This is a genomic window from Streptomyces sp. Root1310, assembly GCF_001426425.1.
Lineage (GTDB): Bacteria > Actinomycetota > Actinomycetes > Streptomycetales > Streptomycetaceae > Streptomyces.
The window spans coordinates 201,185-218,190 of the sequence record NZ_LMEQ01000002.1 but is presented as its reverse complement, the minus strand read 5'-3'; the positions used below and the strand labels follow the sequence as shown (position 1 = coordinate 218,190).

Sequence of the window (17,006 nt, the reverse complement as noted above, 5' to 3'; positions counted from 1 at the left end):
GAGTCGGCGTAGCGTCGGTGTCGCATCGGAGGCGCATCGGACTCCGGGGGTTCGGACTTAGGCGGTTCGGATCAGGGCAGCTCGGGCTCCGCCCTTCAGGCCTTCGGCTCGTCGGCCCCGTCGACCCCGTCGACCCTGTCGGCCCCGTCACCCTTCGCGAGCTCGCGGGCGAAGTCTCGTACCAGGTCGTGAGGGGTGTAGTGGCCGTATGCGTGCTCCTCGAGGAGCGCCACGTCGACGAGCCTGTTCAGCGCAGCCTCGGCGCGGGGTTCGTCGGTGCCGGTGAGTCGGGCCAGGAGGGGGGCGTCGTACGTGGGCAGGTCCAGCGCGCCGATGCGGCACAGGGCGAGGGCCGCGTCCCGGTCGGCCTGGCGTGCGGAGGCGGCGAGCGCGTCGTGGGCCACCGCGAGGGACCGGCGGACGCTGAGATCGTCGTACTCCAGGTGGGGCAACCTGCTCTCGGTGTCGGCAAGTTGACCGGCCAGCCCGTCCGGGGTGAGGGCGCTGCGCGCGGCGAGTCGGGCGGCAACGACGCGCAGTGCGAGCGGGAGGCGGCCGGTGAGGTGGACAAGGGGATGCGCCGCGTCCAGTACGGCACGCCCCTCGCCCGGACCGGACGCCGCACGCAGCAGGGCCGCGCTGTCCTCGCCCGACAGCGGCCCGAGCGGGAAGCGGTGTGCGCCGTCGAGCGTGGTCAGCGGCGAGCGGCTGGTGACGATCACCGCGCAGCCGGGGCCGGCCGGCAGGAGCGGGCGGACCTGGGAGGCGGTCGCGACGTCGTCCAGTACGACGAGCGTGCGGGTCGGCGCGAGCAGGGTCCTCAGCAACGCCGATGCGGCGTCAGGGTGTTCCGGGATGTTCCGGGGGTCGGTACCGAGGTCTCGCAGCAGGGCGGTGAGCGCCTGGGGTGCCGTGAGGGGTGCCATGCCGGGGGTGGCGCCGTGCAGGTGGAGGTAGAGCTGCCCATTGGAGAAACGTTCCTTCAGGGTGTGTGCGACGTGCAGCGCGAGCGCGCTCTTGCCTACGCCGGCCATACCGCTCAGGACGACGACCCGACTGCCCTCGGCAAGGGTGCGGTGGAGGAGGCGCAGGGGTTCGACCCGACCGGTGAAGTAGGCCGGTGGAGGCGGAAGTTGCGCCGGTCGGGTGCGCGGGTGGGCCAGACCGGGTGCGGAATTGGGCGTGAACGTGAGCGCGGGCTGGGGCGGAGCCTCGGGCTCGGGCTCGGCGGCCGGGGCTGGAGGGGAGGTTGTCGGCGTGAGAGCCGAAGGAGCCTGAGCCTGCGTCGGATCCGACTGCGGATCCGCAGTCGGAGTCGGAGTCGGAGTCGGAGTCGGAGTCGGAGTCGGGCGATTGTCGGTCGTGGGGGCCAGTATCTCCACATGGGCGTCGCGTATGGCCGGGCCTGGTTCGATGCCGAGCTCCTCGGCGAGGCGGGCGCGCAGGTCGCGATGGACGGCGAGGGCCTCGGCCTGGCGGCCGGTGCGGTGCAGCGCGAGCATCAGCTGACGGTGGTAGGCCTCGCGCAGCGGATGGTCGGCCGCCAGGGCCGTCAGCTCCGGGACGAGCCGGTCGGACCGCGTTTCGCCGAGGGCGAGTTCGGCGTCGTAGCGCCACTCCAGCAGGAGCAGCCGGGCCTCCCGCAGGCGTCGTACGAAGGCATAGCCGCCCAGGTCGGCCGGGAGTCCGCTCAGCGGGGTGCCCCGCCACAGCGCGAGTGCCGCCGCGCACTCACGCGCGACGCGTTCCCAGTTCCGGGCGGCGTGCGCGCCGCGTGCCGCGGCGACGTGCCGTTCGAACACGTGGACGTCGAGCTCGCCGTGCTCGACCCGGAGCCGGTAGCCGGGCGGCACCGCGCGCAGCCGCTCGGGGTCGTCGAGCAGCCGACGCAGCCGGGTCACGTGATTGTGCAGCGAGGCCTGCGCGGACGCCGGCGGCGCGCCACCCCACAGCGCCTCCTTGAGCGACTCGACGGGCACGATCCGGCCCGCGTCGAGGAGCAGGGACGCCAGCAGGGCACGTACCTTCGGGCTGCGGACGGTGTCGTAGGGCGGGACGCCTGCCTCGCACTCGGCGTCCGGCGCGTCGGCCGTGTACAGGACCGGTGGGCCCAGCAGCCCGAACCGCAGCCCGTACCGCCGCATCACGCCGCCCATCGCCCTTCCACGCCCGGTCCGACCGAGTGTCTGTAGCTGAGTTGCCATGCCAAATCGCCTTGCCAACGCCCCGCCGAGCCGCCATGGCCCGGCGCCTCGCCAAGTCACACCACGAGTCGGGTGACGCGTCACCTCACCGATTCGCTCTGCCGGGTCGCTCGCGCTCGGGACGCGTAGTCGGCCGCCCCCTCCACCGGAACATCAAGTGACCAGCGACGACACGAAGAACCGTTGGCACATGTTAGCGATCCGTTGGCGCGATCTGATGTGATCACATCATCGGAATCGGCCCGACGGTGCGCGCGTGTCGACGCGCAACTCGGGGGAGCGTCGCCGCCGCGGCCGGATCCGGGGGCGCGCGGGGCCTCGGTCGGCGGAGGTGACCGACCGGGCCCCGCGCCCCATTCCGTCCCGCCCGTTACGACGGTTCCGTTCCGTGGTTCCATCCGGTCCGGACCGGATCAGCTCGGACCCGTCCGGACCGGATCAGCTCGAACCCGTCCGGACCGGATCAGCTCGAACCCGTCCGGACCGGATCAGCTCGAACCCGTCCGGACCGGATCAGCTCGAACCCGTCCGGACCCGTACCGGTGGTCCCGACGATTCCTCAGATGACCGGCGGCCTGCCCAGCCGGGTCAGCCGCCACACCGTCCGCCACTTCATGGGCCGCCGATGTCCGGCCGGTTTGCGCACGCCCTCCGCGAACCCGCCGAACCACGCCCTGAGACCGCCGAGCGAGCGGGTCCGCAGGAGGGTGACGGCCATCCAGACGCCCAGGTGGACCGGGATGAGGGGCAGCGGAAGGTTGCGGCGGACCAGCCAGACCCGGTTCCGGGCCGTGACCCGGTGGTATATCGCGTGCCGGGCGGGCGAGGTCTTGGGGTGCTGGAGGAGCAGCTCGGGCGCGTAGAGGATCTTCCAGCCGGCGTCGGTGGCACGCCAGGCGAGGTCGGTCTCCTCGTGCGCGAAGAAGAACTCGGCGGGCCAGTCGCCGGTCTCCACGAGCATGGCCATGCTCAGGGCGTGGCCACCGCCGAGGAAGCCGGTGACGTATCCGCCCTGCATCGGGTCCGAGGCGCCGACGCGCGGCACGTGCCGGCGCTGGGTCTCGCCGTGCTCGTCGGCGATACGGAAGCCGACGATGCCGAGGCGCGGGTCGGCGGCGTACAGGTCGCGGACGCGGCTCAGCACATCGGCGTCGACGAGCAGCCCGTCGTCGTCCAGATCGACCACGACATCCACGTCGCCGTACTCCCTCAGCCGGGCGAGGGCGACGTTGCGGCCGCCGGGGCAGCCGAGGTTCTCGTCGACGTCGATCGTCGTGACCTCGCCGGGCAGGAAGAGGCGCTGGGCGAAGTCGGGGAGTTCGCAGCCGTTGCCGACGATCACGATGCGGGCGGGCGCCAGGTCCTGCTTGGCCACCGACTCCAGCAGCGCGTCGACCTCGGCGGGCCGGTTGCCCATGGTCACCACGGCCACGGCGATCCTCGGCTCCGTCGCGTCCGCGATACCCCCGATGTCCCCCACGTCCACCACGTCCCTCACTCCGTCCGGCCCTCGACGCGACCGCGTCCCGTCCACGCGCGGGCCCGTCGTTCACCTAGATGTTGCCTCAGGTGCGGGCGTTGCTCCGACGCCGCCTCATTTTGCTTCCCGTTCATGCCGGTTCTGCCTAAGCCGGTTCCGCCGATCCGGCCCCGGTTCCGCCGATCCGGCCCCGGCTGCACCGGTTCTGTTGACGTCGTCCCCTGCCACCTCGGTTCTCGATGACGGCCTCGGTTCTCGGTGACCGGCCTCGGTTCTCGACGGCTCGCCTCTGTTTCCCGCTGGGCCGACTCCGGACTCGACGGCACGACTCCGGACTCCATGGCACGCCTCTCGACTCGATGGCACGCCTCTGGATACGTCGGCTCCGGACGGGCCGGTTCAGCCGCGTCGGTTTTCCCTGCGTCGGACGAACTTCAGGCCCGACCAGTCCTCCCCCAGCGCGGCGACCTTCACGTCCACGACACCCAGAGGCAGGAAGAGTTCGCGCAGGGCGTTCTCGGTGATGTCGCTTACGTGACCGGCGGCCTTGCGGGGCCAGGCGATCCAGAGCATGGCGTCGTCGGCGAGGTCGCGGATGAGGGCCGGGGTCTCGGCGGCGAGGTCGGCGTGGTCGCGGAAGAAGGCGACGGTGATGTCGGCGTCGCGGGGGCCGCCCGGGGCAACGTGGACCGCCTCGGGCAGGCCCGGGACGTCCCACCCGGCCGGGGCGTGTCGCAGTCGCACCCGGTGGCCGGGCTTGACGCCGAGCTTCCTGGCGAGAGGGGTGCCGGAGTAGCCGCCGGTCGCGGCCGAGTCGCTCACGGTCTCACCGTAGCCTCGGACCGGACCTGCCCCCGGTCGGAATCACCTCACCTGGAGGATCAGCCGTGCCCTTCCGCTGTGCCGTACTCGACGACTTCCAGAACGTCGCGACGACTCTCGCCGACTGGTCGGCGCCCGCGTCGGGCGAGGAGCTGGAGGCCGTTTCCTTCACCGAGCACTTCGACGACGAGGACGAACTCGCCGCGGCACTGGCCGACTTCGACTGCGTGGTCACCCTGCGGGAGCGCGTCCCCTTCCCGGCGTCGCTGCTGGACCGTCTGCCCCGGCTGCGCCTGCTGATCGCCTCCGGCATGCGCAACTCGGTGATCGACTACGCGGCGGCGAAGGCGAACGGCGTGACGGTGTGCGGAACGGAGAGTTCCTCGACTCCGCCGGTGGAGCTGACCTGGGCGTTGCTGCTGGGCCTCGCGCGCGGACTGGTGCAGGAGAGCACCGCTCTGCGGGAGGGCGGGCCGTGGCAGTCCACGGTCGGCGCGGACCTGCACGGACGGCGACTCGGACTGCTGGGGCTGGGGAAGATCGGCGCGCTGGTCGCCCGGGTCGGCCTCGCCTTCGGCATGGAGGTGAGCGCGTGGAGCCGGAACCTGACGGCGGAGCGGGCGGCGGAGGTGGGCGTGCGGCCGGCCGTCTCGAAGGAGGAGCTTCTCTCCGGGAGCGACTTCGTGTCGATCCACCTCGCCCTGAGCGACCGCACCCGGGGGCTGCTGGGCCCGGCCGAACTGGCTCTCCTCAAGCCGACGGCGTACCTGGTGAACACCTCGCGGGCGGCGATCGTCGATCAGGACGCGTTGCTGGCGGCGCTGCGCGAGGGCCGTATCGCGGGCGCCGGCGTGGACGTGTTCGACGTCGAACCCCTCCCCGCCGACCACCCGATGCGAACGGCTCCCCGTCTGCTGGCGACTCCGCACCTGGGATACGTCTCCCGGGCGAACTACGCGCGGTACTACGGGCAGGCGGTGGAGGGGATCCGGGCGTACCTGGCGGGGGCGCCGGTGCGAGTGCTGGGCTAGACCGACGCCGCTCCAGCCTGAACCGCTCGCCACCCGGCGGCCGTGTCCCGGACGGCGGTGAACGTCGCCCTCGGAGGCGTCGGCTTCCTCGCCATCTGCGGCGGACTGCTGCTGCTCACCACATTCATCACCGCACTCGCCGTACTCATCGCCCAACTCATCACCCTCGCCGCCGTCATCTTCGGCGACTGGATCGCCGTCCAGGTCATCGGCCCGCAGCAAAGGCAACGGCGGCACCGTCGTGCATATCCGCAAGGCGATCTTCAAGCGCAACCGTTTCAACGGCTAGAGCTCAGCGCCGAGGTCAGATCTCATGGCACGCCGCAGCAACGAATGAGCCTCTTTGTAAGCCCGACGGAGTTGCGCGTATTCGTCGCTGTCGTTCGTCACGCCGTCTGCGACCGCACCACACAGATCGCGAATCGCGTGGTGAGTGTTCTCCGTTGCAGCCACAACCCGTATGGGTGCTGTGATCTCAACTTCGTAGCGACGGCTGATGCACTGCACGTACGCATCCCAGACCGCCGCTGCGCGCTCCGTCGACTGCATGTCCCTCGCCCGTGCCAGAGAACCCACTGTGTGTCGCGTCATGGACAAGACCGCCAGATACGAGCCGTAGAGAACCCGCCTGTTCTCGGTGTTCTGGTCAACCCTCTGCCGTTTTGATCGCCAGAACTCAAGCGCTCCCGCTGAAAGCGTGGCGATACCGCCTCCCACAAGGGTGCTGACCAGCGCAGTCCATTCCACTCGCCCCGCCCCTCACGACACCAGCGTTCGTCCAAGCGAGCCAACGACACAGGGCGGCTTCTCGCCAAAGTCCGGGGCCGCCCTTGGCCAACCAGCCCACTACAGACCTGTTGAAGGTCATCCAGCATGAGGCAACCCACCCCTCTCGGGCGAGCCCTCGCCTCACTCTCCCGGATCGAACCCCTGCGGGCGCCCGACGCCTACTCCTGCATCGGCGGCGGCACCGAGGGCTACCGTCGCGCGTTCAAGAACCGCCACATCACCGGCGTCGACATCCAGGCACAGCCGGACTACCGGGGCGACGCGTTCCACCAAGGCGACGCGGTCGAGTACATCCGCGCCCACGGCCACGAGTTGGACTTCATCCACGCGTCCCCGCCGTGCCAGGGAGAGGGCACCCCGACCCAGGGGCACGAACGCCGCCCGCAACGCTGCGATCGGCCGCACCTACCTCCGACTCATCCTCCCCACCCCTGGAAGCGACGGGCCGCCCGTACCTGATCGAGAACGCCTCCGGCTCCGAGGTCCCAAGCTCCAGCCGGAGCATCTGGAGCGGATGTACCCAGCGCTGCTCGATGCCGGGCACGCCCCAGCCCCCTCCCGGAGGAGGCGAAGGCGTTCCTCGATGCGGCGCCTAAGCGGCCGACCTTCATGCGGTGGATCGTGGGCGTCGGCATGGGGTTCGGCAGGGCGAGACCCTCGGTCTGCGGTGGCCTTACGTCGACCTGGAGGCGGAGCTGTTCCGCCCGGAGTGGCAGCTTCAGCGCTTGACGTGGCGCCCCGGCTGCGACGATCCGCGAACCTGCGGCGCCCGTCTTCACCGCTTCGAGCCGTACCCGCCCGACTGCACCACGCCCAGGAACTACACGCGGGGGTGCCCGAAGCCCTGCCCCAAGACGTGCCCGCTCCCCCGGCGCCCGATCCGGGCCCCACTGAGACCAGAACTGAGACCCTCGGCAGCCGCGCGACCCGCGCTCAACGTCGTCGCCGTATTCGGCAAAAGCAAAAGCCCCAGGTCACGGCGAGTGAGTCCTGAGGCTTCCACAGAGCCGCCTTCGGGATTCGAACCCGAGACCTACGCATTACGAGTTGTCCGATCTTGGTCCGGGGGCGTCCATGGGCGTCCGCTAGCTCTGCTTTCTTCCTGGTCGCAGGCTTGCTGGACGTCCATGGACGGGGCCGAACGTTCGTGGAATGAGCGGCTATTGAGACCAGGATTGAGACCAGCCGAGGCGCACGCTCACCCGCGCAGTTCGGTCCAGGCCGCTCGCGCAGCGCGCCCGATGCGCCGCCACCACGGACGCGGTGGCACTCCGAGCGGGTTGGCCAAACTAGCCTTGACCAGGCGGGAGTCCCTCTCCGCGTCATCTCGGGACGTAATGAGCACCAGCAGTGAGCACGCCCTTAGCGCTAGGGCAGCGTTCTTGCGACTCACAGTGTCCATGAATCCGTGTGCAACGAGATTGCGCACTCCCATTCTGTCACCGATCAAAAATGTCCTCAGGAAACGCTCCCAGTCAGGGTCGAATCCGTTATCAATCAAGAGCGGCAGAAGCGCGCCGAGGCCTGGAAATTGCCCTACACCGTCACCGACTTGCGTTTTATACATGGGCTCATTCAATTCAAGGAGAAGCGCGCGAACCGATGCCTCAATCTTGGGAACGACAAGATGCGCGCAAGCATCAAATTCGCCGACCCAATACAGGATCAATCCCTTTGCGAGAGTTCGCCCCAATGCGGGATGAGTTCCTGACGTAGCGATCGCTTCATCAAGCTCCTCAAAGGATGGGATCCCGAAACGCCGCTTGATGATATCCAGGGCATCCGCGAGAAGAGCTCCATGGAAATTGATCTTGAAGGCTTCGACCCCGGTTAGCGCATGCTCGAATGCATCGTCCTCTTCGGACACAATACGTTTCGGGAGGTCCCTAGGACCAAACACGACCGTTGTCGCCATCCTCAGAATCACCGAATCATTCAGCTCACTACGTGCCGCGACCCTATTGTCATCCAGATTTCCACTAGGCGGCCCGCTTTCGAACCAAGACCCCAGGGCTTCATACCAGGTACTGGCACGCTTGTATGGACGCAGGAGGCTGTGAATGTACGCATGCGGGATGCCAACTTCAGCCCCTATTGTCGCCCACGCGACGGGGGGAGCAGACTGCAAACGAGATACTGCCACTTTTTCCAATTCGGGCAGGTTCAGTCGGTGAGCAAGCGACGCCGCTTCGCTCAAGTGGCTTCTGATGACCAGTCCATCAACAGCGTTATCCGCATCGATCAGATACGCCTCAACCTCAAGTTCACTGGCATGACGAACACGCACGTCATCGCCAGCAGCAGCGGCCCTGCGCCGGACGAGCGAGGCTAGTTGACTAATGATTGGCGTGCCATGGTATGCCAGAAGCGCACTGTCCAACAGATCGTCCACCCTGGGATCTACAGGCAGCGCATTCTTCTTGCGTTGCGGTGCACTCAACGCGTCCAGCAGGTGGACAAAGGTGTAACCGTCTTCACAGTCGTTCAACAGACTCTCCGCCATACCGAGCATGGCTGCCGTAACCTGCTGCACCAACGAAGAGAGGCCTACCGAACGTGCAAGCTCCCACGCGCGCAACAATCCAGTACCTTGCTCGGTGACAGAAAGACTACCGCCGATCAAATCCAAGTACGCCCGGACCGCCTCTTCCGCAGCATCGCGACTATTCGCCAGTCGAAGAGTAAAGACTATGTCGGCACAACGAGCCTTCACCGCAGAATGCGTAACAGACGACGAGAGGGAAAGCCACAACGCTCGTACGTCGTCATCAGCATCGCGCAATGCCATCGGGAAAAGCGAGGGTCCATCCAGCGGCACCAGCAAGGCGCCTGGCTGAGCAGACATAAATGGACGCACCGAAAGATGATACGTAAAGGTTGTGGTCAATGTTCGCAGTGCGGCGAGTTCGAATGGGACTTCCGAATCCTGCGAGAGCTGCCGGATGCGCAGACTCGCACTCAGTAGGTCTTCTGCCCCTTCACATGCCAAATCTGCGAGCCGGGCCAGGGCAGGTACCACAGAGGGATCGTGCTGATACGTGTCGCCGTCCGGAGTAACGCTAGCGGTAGCTTGCAGTTCATCAGGAACACTTGATTCGCTCGCTACGGAATCGGCTTCACTCACGACATCCTCCTCGTGCAACCTTCAAGCTGCTTCGAGCACGGCAAGGCTACTAGCAGCAAACAAGGAATCGATCAATCGGCCCAGATTCTACGCTCAGATCAAGATCCGCCCCTGGTCTTTTTGTATCTGCCCAAACGATCAGCAATGGCACGGTTACGCGTCGCACGTGATCAAGCCCATGATGAACCCTTCGTTGGCTGCACCGTCTTCGTTGCCCTGAGCAAGACATGGGAAGCTTGAGCTAGGCGACGAGCTGAGATTGGGAGGAACAGCGCGTGTCACAGCCAGCAAGCCCCCGGGGAACCTTCCTGAAGGTCGCAGACGCAGTGAAAGCCCTGATCGAGGCCGACCCGGACATGACGGAACTTCCGTCGCTGGCTGAGGTCATGAGCAACCACAAGGTCTCGCGTGGGGTCGCCCTCCGCGCGTTCGGCGTGCTCCGGCAGGAAGGCATGGCCGAACCGGTGCCAGGCGAGCGGTGGCGTGTCGTGCGCCCGGGTGCGCTAGTCGACCGGCGCCCGCTCGATCAGCGGATCGCAGACGTAATCACGGCCGACGGACTCGAAGTAGGGGAAGCGTTCCCGAGTGCCTCCGTGCTCGCTGAACGGTTCGGGGTTTCCCGCCCTACGGTGACCAAGGCTCTGGAGAAGTTGGAGACCGCCGGCGTGCTGGCGGGAGGCGGACAAGGCAAGGTGCGGACTGTCCGCGCCCTGTCGATACGAGAGGAGCGTTCCTAGTTGCCGAAGTTGACGGAGTGGGCCTATCCCCTGGCTGAGTCCCTGTTGGCTGAGCCGCTTCCACGGCGCTGGAAACACTGTCTCGGAGTAGCCGAGAGGGCGCGCATGATCGCGCTCGTCCTTGACCAGGACGCGGAGCTGTTGGAGGCCGCCGCCGTCCTGCACGACATCGGATACGCGCCGGACCTGGCCAAGACCGGCTTTCATCCGCTGGACGGCGCCCGCTATCTCCGGGATGTGGCCGGCGCCGATGAGCGGGTCGTGAACCTGGTCGCTCATCACTCCTGTGCCTGGATGGAGGCGGAAGCGCGCGGCATGCGCGAGGAGTTGGAGGGCGAGTTTCCCCGAGAGTCCGCGGACCTCAATGACGCGCTCTGCTTCTGCGACATGAACACCACACCAGACGGCACGCCCACGAACCCGATCGACCGCATCAACGAAATCACGGGGCGGTACGGGCCCGACAGTCTGATCGGGACGTTCATCCGCCGCGCCGAACCCGAGATCCTCGCTTGCACGTCCCGCGTCCTCGAACGGGTCGCCGCCGCCAAGCGTCAGCCGATGTAGGGGGCCGTGCGCTTCCGGTCCATCGCGTGCTCGATCCGGAGCCGCATCGTGGGGTGAACGTCCAGCGCCGGCAGGTCTGCCGGATCCGCCCAACGAACCTGCGTCGTCTCGTTGCTCGTGCGGAGTTCACCGCCAACCGGCCGCGCGCGGAAGCAAATGCTGAACTGCTGGCGCACTTCTCCGTCGTCGTACTTCATTACGTGTCCGGGGTCCGTGTAGATCCCGGACACGTCGACGACTTCGGCCTTGATCCCGGTCTCTTCCCAGACCTCACGCACGACGGTGTCACTGATGGACTCCCCCACGTCGTGCCCCCCGCCTGGCAGTGCCCAACGCCCGTTGTCGGAACGCTGGATCATCAGTACCTGTCCCGCGTCGTTCTGCACGAACGCGACGACGGACGGCACGACGGAGTTGGCCGGCGGCGCGTCGGGATCGTGCAGGTAGTCGATACGTCCCATGGCTCAAACTCCCGTGATACTCGTGACGTCCTGCTCTGTGATCGGCCGGGCCTTCTCCCAGGTGTGGTCGATGCTATGCGCGTACGTGTCGAAGAGGCCGCCGCCGGACAGGCGGCGCAGGTGCAGGACGGGCGCCATGTAGGCACCGATGCCGTAGACGTGGGGGTTGACCAACATCTCGTCATCGGCACGGTAGATGGAGTTGTAGAGCGTCGAGTCGTGCAGCCGGAAGCCGATGTTCGGGTGGCTCCGCATCAGTGGCCGGTAGAGCACCAGGGCGTTGCGGATCTTCCCGTCCATGATCTGGTGCCCTTCGTCTATGCCGCGCTGCCGGACGGCCGCAGACCCGGGGTCTCCAAGCAAGATGCGCACCTGGGCCCCCGCTTCCACCTTGGCCCTTAGTAGGTCGTGGAACAGCGGGTCTTCCGAGAGGAACAGCCCGGAGTAGACGAGCACATCCAGGTTCCGCTCAGCTCGTCCGTAAAGCTCTCGCCAGATTCCCGCTGGCACCGTGTGTCGGTGCGGGTAGACGGTCGCTATCTCGGCTTTGGTCAGGTCCGCCGCGCTGTCGACGTTGCGTTCGTCGTCCCACAGCGTCGTCACGTCGACCCTGAGCGCCGCTGCGGTCGCGTACTGGTGACGCCGGTACGGGACCTTGCCCTGTGTGATCCACCGTTCCACCGTCTTCGGGTTGACGTCGATCTCTTCGGCGAGGCTCTGCACGGTCATGCCACGGGCGAGTAGGGCGGATCGTAAACGGTCGTTCGACATCTGCACCCCCGTTGGGACGTCTAGGGACTTCTTGACCGTAGCCAGAAGTCCCCAAGGTGTCTACGTGCGGGGTGACCAACTCCCCTGACCTGGGGCGATTCTGATTGTGCGCCAAGAAGTCGCGGCGCAAAGCCAAGAGGTTCCGTCAGCAAGCTTGACGGACCCCCATGCAGTACCTGTAAAACAGGTACTGCAACGACGCCCGGAGGGCTCCGAGAGGGGCTCGAAGGAAGCGAATGCGTTCCTTGAGAACTGAACAGCGTGCCGACCCAGCCACCCGAACACAGGTGGTCGATGGGTGCGGGTCACCACCCCGACCGCCCATGTCGGGCCGGGTGACCTGCCCAGACGCACCCCTCAGGGTGCTGACTGGCATCGCTTGATCTGACTGCGCAGAACCTTCGCGGGCCGTACGTGCCTGCGCTGAGCACCAGTGCTCACGGTCCCCGACACCAGCGCCGCATACAGCGCTCCGTGCCGGGCGGCCGTGGCCGCTCGTGCCGTACGAGAGGCCCCCAACGGCGAGCACCCCCGGAGCTGGAACTCCGGGGGTGCGGTTCGGGCCGTTCCACCGACTAAGGAGCCACGACCCATGAAGCACATCGGTGCTGATCAGACAGTTGTTACCGTCGACTACTTCGACCGCGAGCCCACGGCTGCGGAGTTGGACGCGATCGAGCTGGAGTCCCCCGCCATCCTGGCGGAGGTGGTCCTGTTGGACGCGCAGATCAAGGCCATGGACCGCCCCGAAAACGAGGTGGACGCACGGCGTATCCGCCGGGCCTGGAACCGTGTGCTGGTGGCCCGGCGGGACCTGGCCAACAGCACGGCCGGCGTGATGGCGCCCGGCGGTGCGGCATGAGCGGGCGGGTGCTGCGGGCGCAGATCACGATGCGCTGTTGCGGGACGACGGCTCCGGAGCGGACCGCCGGACCGTGCTGGCAACTGTTCGTCGTCATGACCGGCAGCGTCGATGACTGGCCCGTCTTCGCGTGGCCTACGTCGCCGCAGGTCCCGACGCTCGACGAGCGGACGGTCGCGCTCGCCTCACTCGGCTACACGCTCGCCGAGGACGCCGAGTGGGAATGGTGCGAGGACACAACCCCGGAATACCACCCGCACCCCGTCGGCGTGGCCCTGACGGCCGCCGCCCGCATCCGTCCGCTGGACGGGGGTGTCCGGTGAGGCTGAACCGCAAGGGACGCGCCGCCCTGGTGCTGGCGCTGGTCGGTGTGGTCGGCATGGCGTTCCGCGTCTCGTGGAACGCACTGCGGGACATCGCCGGCGCGATCGGCGCGGACGACACCGCCGCCGTCCTCTACCCGTTCGTGGTCGACGGACTGATGGCGCTGGCGCTGGTTGCCACGCTCGTTCTGGTCGACGACGACCGCAAGTTCGCACTGCGGGTGCTGGGCACCTACACGATCGCCTCACTGGTCCTGAACTACGTCCACGGACTCGTGCCCGAGCTGCACGGCCGGTCGGTCGAGTTGGGCCGAGTCGCGGAGTGGGACGCGGCGAACTGGGCGCTCGTGCTGCTCGCCACGTCGCTTCCGGTCGGCTCGATCTACTTCGGATCCGACCTGGTCGCGAAGGTGCTGCACCACCGCCCCGCCCCGATTCCCACCGCAACCACGAATGCGGAGGAATCGACCGAGACCGATATGAAACGGTCTACGGCTGACCTGCCCGAATCGACCCCGGCCCCCACGGTCACGCTCACCCGGCTGAGGGTGCCGGATCCGGTCGCGATCGACCTGGGCAAGTCGACTCTCCCGCTCAAGCCCGTTCGGGCGGTCGCCGCGCCGATTCCGATGCCGGTCGTCCAGGCGGTTCCGGCGGGATCGATCCGGCCGCGCGGGGTGACGGGCAAGGTCCCGCCGGCCGCCCGATCGCCTCGCCCGAAGCGCACTCCGGATCAGTTGCTCGCCGAAGCGCGGTCGGTCACGGCCGGTTGGACGGACGCGCAGATCACGGCGGAGGGGATCCGCCGTGCGGTGCACACCTCACCCGTGAACGCCCGTCTGCTGCGTGACACGTTGCTCGCCGAACGCGGGCAGCAGACGGCCCCGGCGACGCCCTGATGGCCACGCTGCCGGTCTACCGGTGGCGCCTCGCCCCGGACGGCTATGCCACCCGCCGACAGCTCCGCGCCCGGAACCTGCGGCCCGGTGGTCAGGGCGTGGCCGCTCAGCTCGAACGGCCGCGCCGCCGCCGTGAGCCGCTGGTCGCCTACCTCTACCGCGTCGACCAGGCCAAGCCAGTACGCCCCATGACACCCGCCCGGTGGGCAGCTCTGGCCAAGGCCAACGCCGCCCGCCGCGTGTGCCCGCACTGCCGGCGTGACGCCGGATACGTCATCCCCACCTCGCTGGGCACGTGCGTGCCCTGCGCCTACCCCGACCCGGACGGGTCCGAAGGGACCACCTGACATGGGCAACTCCGAGATCCGCCGTCTTGACCGTGAGATCGAGAAGGCGACGAAGAAGCTGGAAGCGGTCCGCCGGGGGGAGTGGTGGCCGCTGAACGGCAGCGAGCGCCGGGCCATGGCCCGCGCCCTGGCCGGTGGCGCCTACCAGATCACCCGGGGCCGCAGCGCGGGCCGTGCCGAGCAGCGCATGGACACCACCGGCACGGCCGCCGAGATGCGGCTGAACGCGGAACTGATGGCCCTGCACGGCGAGCGGCAGCGCCTGATCACGGAGGCGGCCCGCGCCAAGGCCGCCAAGAAGTCGTCCGGCTGGTTCTGACCAGCCCGACACCCTCGCACGCCGGGGTGGCCGCTCTTTCCACGGACCCGGCCACCCCGGCACCTGCACTCCCTTTACTCCCGCCCCGTTGGGGCAGTCAGGAGCAGTTCCAGCATGTCTGAGAACGTCGTTCACCTCCACAAGCCCACCGACCCCCCGGCCGACGGCACGGCACCCACGGTGCTCACCGTCGTGCCCGACGCCCCGCCGGCGCCGCCCATGCCCCTGTGGGTGCGCTCCGGGCGCGCGGTGAAGACGGCCGTCACGCACGAGCGGACCAGGGCGACGGTCCGGGCGGTCGCCCGGCACTCGTCCTACACCGTCAACGGCGGGCGGATCGTGGCCCGCCGCACCTGGGACGGCAAGACCGGCGCCCGCTACGAACGCATGATCCGCGCCGCCGAAGCCGCGGGGAACCTGGAAGCCGCGGAAGAGTGGGAGGAGCGCCTGACGCGCTTCCGTGCGGCCCGCCACCACCGTCGCATGGACCTGCTGCACTCGCCCGTGGACGCCGCCAAGGGCGTCGCGGTCGGCGCCGGGATGAGCGTCGGTGTGCTGGTCGCCCTCGGTGTGGTCATGGCGATCAACACGGGCGAGGTCCGGGACGTGGTCACGCCGCTGTCCGCGACCATCGACTTCATCGCCCTGCTGATCCGGATCGTTCAGGTTGTATGGGGTCCGGCGCTCACCATCGGCCCGTTCCTCGCCCTGCTCGCCCTGTGGGCGGTCGGCCGCAAGCAGCAGGCCGCACCTCAGTGGGCTCTTCCCGCGAACATCCGCTCCGGTGAGGGTGAGCCGATCACGCCGTCGATCGTGGTCAAGGCTCTGCGCGACCTCGGTGTCCCGGCGCTGCGCAACGCGATCAAGGAGATGGGCGACGCCGGCGCGAGCATGCTCGGGCCGATCCGGATCGCCGGATGCGGGGTCGAGGTCGACGTCACGCTTCCGTCCGGGGTGGCCACGAACGAGGTGCAGGGCAAGCGGCGCAAGCTCGCTGAGAACCTGACCCGGCATGAGCACGAGGTGTTCATCACGATCCCGCAGGCCGCGCGGACGGTGCGGCTGTGGGTCGCCGACTCGGGCGCCCTGGATGAGCCGATCGGCCCGTCTCCGCTGGTCACCGACGAGACGATCACCGCCGACTACGCCAAGGGCCGCGCCCCGTGGGGTCAGGACCTGCGCGGGGATGCCGCCGCGCTGAGCCTGTATCAGCGGCACCTGCTCATCACGGGCTTGTCCAACCAGGGCAAGACCGCCGCGCTGCGGTCGCTGGCTCTGTGGGCGTCGCTGGACAGGCGGGTGGAGTTCCGCATCGCTGACCTCAAGGGCGCCGGTGACTGGGCCATGTTCGACGGGCTCGCCACCGTGCTCATCCAGGGGCCGACCGATGAGCACGTGATCGAGGCGACCGAGATGGTCGAGGGCCTGGTCGAGGAGATGAACCGCCGCATCGCGGAGCGCCAGGCCGACCCCACCGTGGTGTTCGACCCGCTGATCGGCATCGTCGACGAGGCGCAGGTGGCGTTCATGTGCCCGGCCGTGGACGACGAGAAGCGCCCGTACGGCGGGTCCAAGGCCACGTCCCGGTACTTCATGGGCGTGCGCAAGGTCCACAACCAGGGCCGTGTGGTCGACGTGCTCATGTACGAGGGAACGCAGGACCCCACCGACCAGAACCTTCCCAAGCTCGTACGGGAAGGCGCGCACACCCGGGCCTCGCTCGCGCTGGGCACCGAGGCGCAGGCCGTCATGGCCCTCGGTGAGAAGGCCGTCAACGGCGGCGCCGCCCCGCATCTGCTGCGCCAGGGCCTGGACAAGGGAACCCTCGTGGTCGCCTCCGACGGCATCGAGATCCCCAAGGGCCAGTCGTCCATCACCGTGCGCACCCACTTCATCGGCGACGAGGACGCCAAGGCCATCACCGACCGCGCCAAGACGCTGCGCGCCGGCGTCACCACCCTGCACCGCATCGAGCGGGGCGAGAAGCGCGACCCGCTCGCCGACATCCTCACCGTGTGCGGGGACGACAAGCGCGTCCTCACCCAGGACGTCATCAAGCGGCTCGCAGTCCTGGCCCCGGACGCCTACGACGGCTGGTCGTTCGGCGACCTCACCCGCGTCCTGGACGCCCACGGGGTCGAGGCCTACAAGTCGCACGGCCGCATGATGATCCGCCGCGACGACGTCGCCCGCGCCCTCACCGAACGCGACGCCGACGGTTCCGCTTCCGCCTCCCAGTAGCGGGGAGGCGCACCCTCCCGTCCCGGGGA

Annotated in this window: 15 protein-coding genes and 3 pseudogenes; 12 read left to right on the top strand and 6 right to left on the bottom strand. The window is 68.3% G+C overall.

Going from position 1 to position 17,006, the window contains the following annotated elements:
• Positions 1-95: 95 nt before the first annotated feature.
• The 3 genes from ASD48_RS41695 to ASD48_RS10610 form a co-directional block, all read right to left on the bottom strand.
• The gene (locus ASD48_RS41695; RefSeq protein WP_057601255.1) at positions 96-2,156 is read right to left on the bottom strand and encodes an AfsR/SARP family transcriptional regulator; all 2,061 of its coding nucleotides are present in this window, start codon (positions 2,154-2,156) and stop codon (positions 96-98) included.
• A 607-nt stretch (positions 2,157-2,763) separates the two neighbouring features.
• A complete protein-coding gene (locus tag ASD48_RS10615) occupies positions 2,764-3,693 on the bottom strand; it encodes a glycosyltransferase (protein WP_079073706.1) in 930 nt (309 codons plus the stop codon).
• Positions 3,694-4,083: 390 nt separating this feature from the next.
• Positions 4,084-4,506, bottom strand: a complete 423-nt coding sequence (locus tag ASD48_RS10610) for a DUF3052 family protein (RefSeq protein ID WP_057601254.1) — start codon at positions 4,504-4,506, stop codon at positions 4,084-4,086.
• A 65-nt stretch (positions 4,507-4,571) separates the two neighbouring features.
• Between ASD48_RS10610 and ASD48_RS10605 the strand changes: the two genes are divergently transcribed.
• From ASD48_RS10605 to ASD48_RS45110, 4 genes and pseudogenes are all read left to right on the top strand, one after another.
• Entirely contained in the window at positions 4,572-5,537 is a 966-nt protein-coding gene (locus tag ASD48_RS10605; RefSeq protein WP_057601253.1) for a D-2-hydroxyacid dehydrogenase family protein, read from the top strand.
• Between the two features lie 33 nt (positions 5,538-5,570).
• Positions 5,571-5,826, top strand: a pseudogene (locus ASD48_RS41690) (hypothetical protein); the annotation flags it as partial.
• 584 nt (positions 5,827-6,410) lie between these two features.
• Positions 6,411-6,811, top strand: a pseudogene (locus ASD48_RS10595) (DNA methylase); the annotation flags it as partial.
• A 2-nt stretch (positions 6,812-6,813) separates the two neighbouring features.
• A pseudogene (locus ASD48_RS45110) lies at positions 6,814-7,186 on the top strand (integrase); the annotation flags it as partial.
• A 338-nt stretch (positions 7,187-7,524) separates the two neighbouring features.
• Here the strand turns inward: ASD48_RS45110 and ASD48_RS44705 are convergent.
• Positions 7,525-9,450, bottom strand: coding sequence for a hypothetical protein (locus tag ASD48_RS44705; protein ID WP_199875744.1), 1,926 nt, complete (start codon positions 9,448-9,450; stop codon positions 7,525-7,527).
• A gap of 275 nt (positions 9,451-9,725) precedes the next feature.
• Between ASD48_RS44705 and ASD48_RS10585 the strand changes: the two genes are divergently transcribed.
• Positions 9,726-10,187, top strand: coding sequence for a GntR family transcriptional regulator (locus tag ASD48_RS10585; RefSeq protein WP_057601250.1), 462 nt, complete (start codon positions 9,726-9,728; stop codon positions 10,185-10,187).
• Complete coding sequence (locus tag ASD48_RS10580) at positions 10,188-10,754, top strand: HD domain-containing protein (RefSeq protein ID WP_057601249.1); 567 nt, start codon at positions 10,188-10,190, stop codon at positions 10,752-10,754.
• Here the strand turns inward: ASD48_RS10580 and ASD48_RS10575 are convergent.
• Complete coding sequence (locus ASD48_RS10575) at positions 10,742-11,215, bottom strand: NUDIX domain-containing protein (RefSeq protein ID WP_057601248.1); 474 nt, start codon at positions 11,213-11,215, stop codon at positions 10,742-10,744. The two genes, ASD48_RS10580 and ASD48_RS10575, sit on opposite strands and share 13 nt — an antisense overlap.
• A 3-nt stretch (positions 11,216-11,218) precedes the next feature.
• A complete protein-coding gene (locus ASD48_RS10570) occupies positions 11,219-11,944 on the bottom strand; it encodes an XRE family transcriptional regulator (protein WP_242432570.1) in 726 nt (241 codons plus the stop codon).
• Between the two features lie 634 nt (positions 11,945-12,578).
• Here ASD48_RS10570 and ASD48_RS10565 point away from each other — a divergent pair.
• From ASD48_RS10565 to ASD48_RS10540, 6 genes are all read left to right on the top strand, one after another.
• Positions 12,579-12,848 (top strand): DUF6284 family protein, encoded by a 270-nt coding sequence (locus ASD48_RS10565; RefSeq protein ID WP_057601247.1) that lies wholly within the window; start codon positions 12,579-12,581, stop codon positions 12,846-12,848.
• Positions 12,845-13,171, top strand: a complete 327-nt coding sequence (locus tag ASD48_RS10560) for a DUF6303 family protein (protein WP_057601246.1) — start codon at positions 12,845-12,847, stop codon at positions 13,169-13,171. Before ASD48_RS10565 ends, ASD48_RS10560 begins: the two co-directional genes overlap by 4 nt.
• 2 nt (positions 13,172-13,173) lie before the next feature.
• The gene (locus ASD48_RS10555) at positions 13,174-14,070 is read left to right on the top strand and encodes a DUF2637 domain-containing protein (protein WP_057601386.1); all 897 of its coding nucleotides are present in this window, start codon (positions 13,174-13,176) and stop codon (positions 14,068-14,070) included.
• The gene (locus ASD48_RS10550; protein WP_057601245.1) at positions 14,070-14,417 is read left to right on the top strand and encodes an RRQRL motif-containing zinc-binding protein; all 348 of its coding nucleotides are present in this window, start codon (positions 14,070-14,072) and stop codon (positions 14,415-14,417) included. Before ASD48_RS10555 ends, ASD48_RS10550 begins: the two co-directional genes overlap by 1 nt.
• 1 nt (position 14,418) lies before the next feature.
• Positions 14,419-14,736, top strand: a complete 318-nt coding sequence (locus ASD48_RS10545; protein ID WP_057601244.1) for a hypothetical protein — start codon at positions 14,419-14,421, stop codon at positions 14,734-14,736.
• 114 nt (positions 14,737-14,850) lie between these two features.
• Positions 14,851-16,977: a cell division protein FtsK gene (locus tag ASD48_RS10540; protein ID WP_057601243.1), complete on the top strand. Its 2,127-nt coding sequence runs from the start codon at positions 14,851-14,853 to the stop codon at positions 16,975-16,977.
• Positions 16,978-17,006: the final 29 nt, after the last annotated feature.

Coding starts and splice junctions, on each gene's coding strand:
- ASD48_RS41695 (WP_057601255.1), bottom strand. CDS start 2,156: ATGGGCGGCGTGATGCGGCGGTACGGGCTGCGGTTCGGGCTGCTGGGC.
- ASD48_RS10575 (WP_057601248.1), bottom strand. CDS start 11,215: ATGGGACGTATCGACTACCTGCACGATCCCGACGCGCCGCCGGCCAAC.
- ASD48_RS10570 (WP_242432570.1), bottom strand. CDS start 11,944: ATGACCGTGCAGAGCCTCGCCGAAGAGATCGACGTCAACCCGAAGACG.
- ASD48_RS10565 (WP_057601247.1), top strand. CDS start 12,579: ATGAAGCACATCGGTGCTGATCAGACAGTTGTTACCGTCGACTACTTC.
- ASD48_RS10560 (WP_057601246.1), top strand. CDS start 12,845: ATGAGCGGGCGGGTGCTGCGGGCGCAGATCACGATGCGCTGTTGCGGG.
- ASD48_RS10550 (WP_057601245.1), top strand. CDS start 14,070: ATGGCCACGCTGCCGGTCTACCGGTGGCGCCTCGCCCCGGACGGCTAT.
- ASD48_RS10545 (WP_057601244.1), top strand. CDS start 14,419: ATGGGCAACTCCGAGATCCGCCGTCTTGACCGTGAGATCGAGAAGGCG.
- ASD48_RS10540 (WP_057601243.1), top strand. CDS start 14,851: ATGTCTGAGAACGTCGTTCACCTCCACAAGCCCACCGACCCCCCGGCC.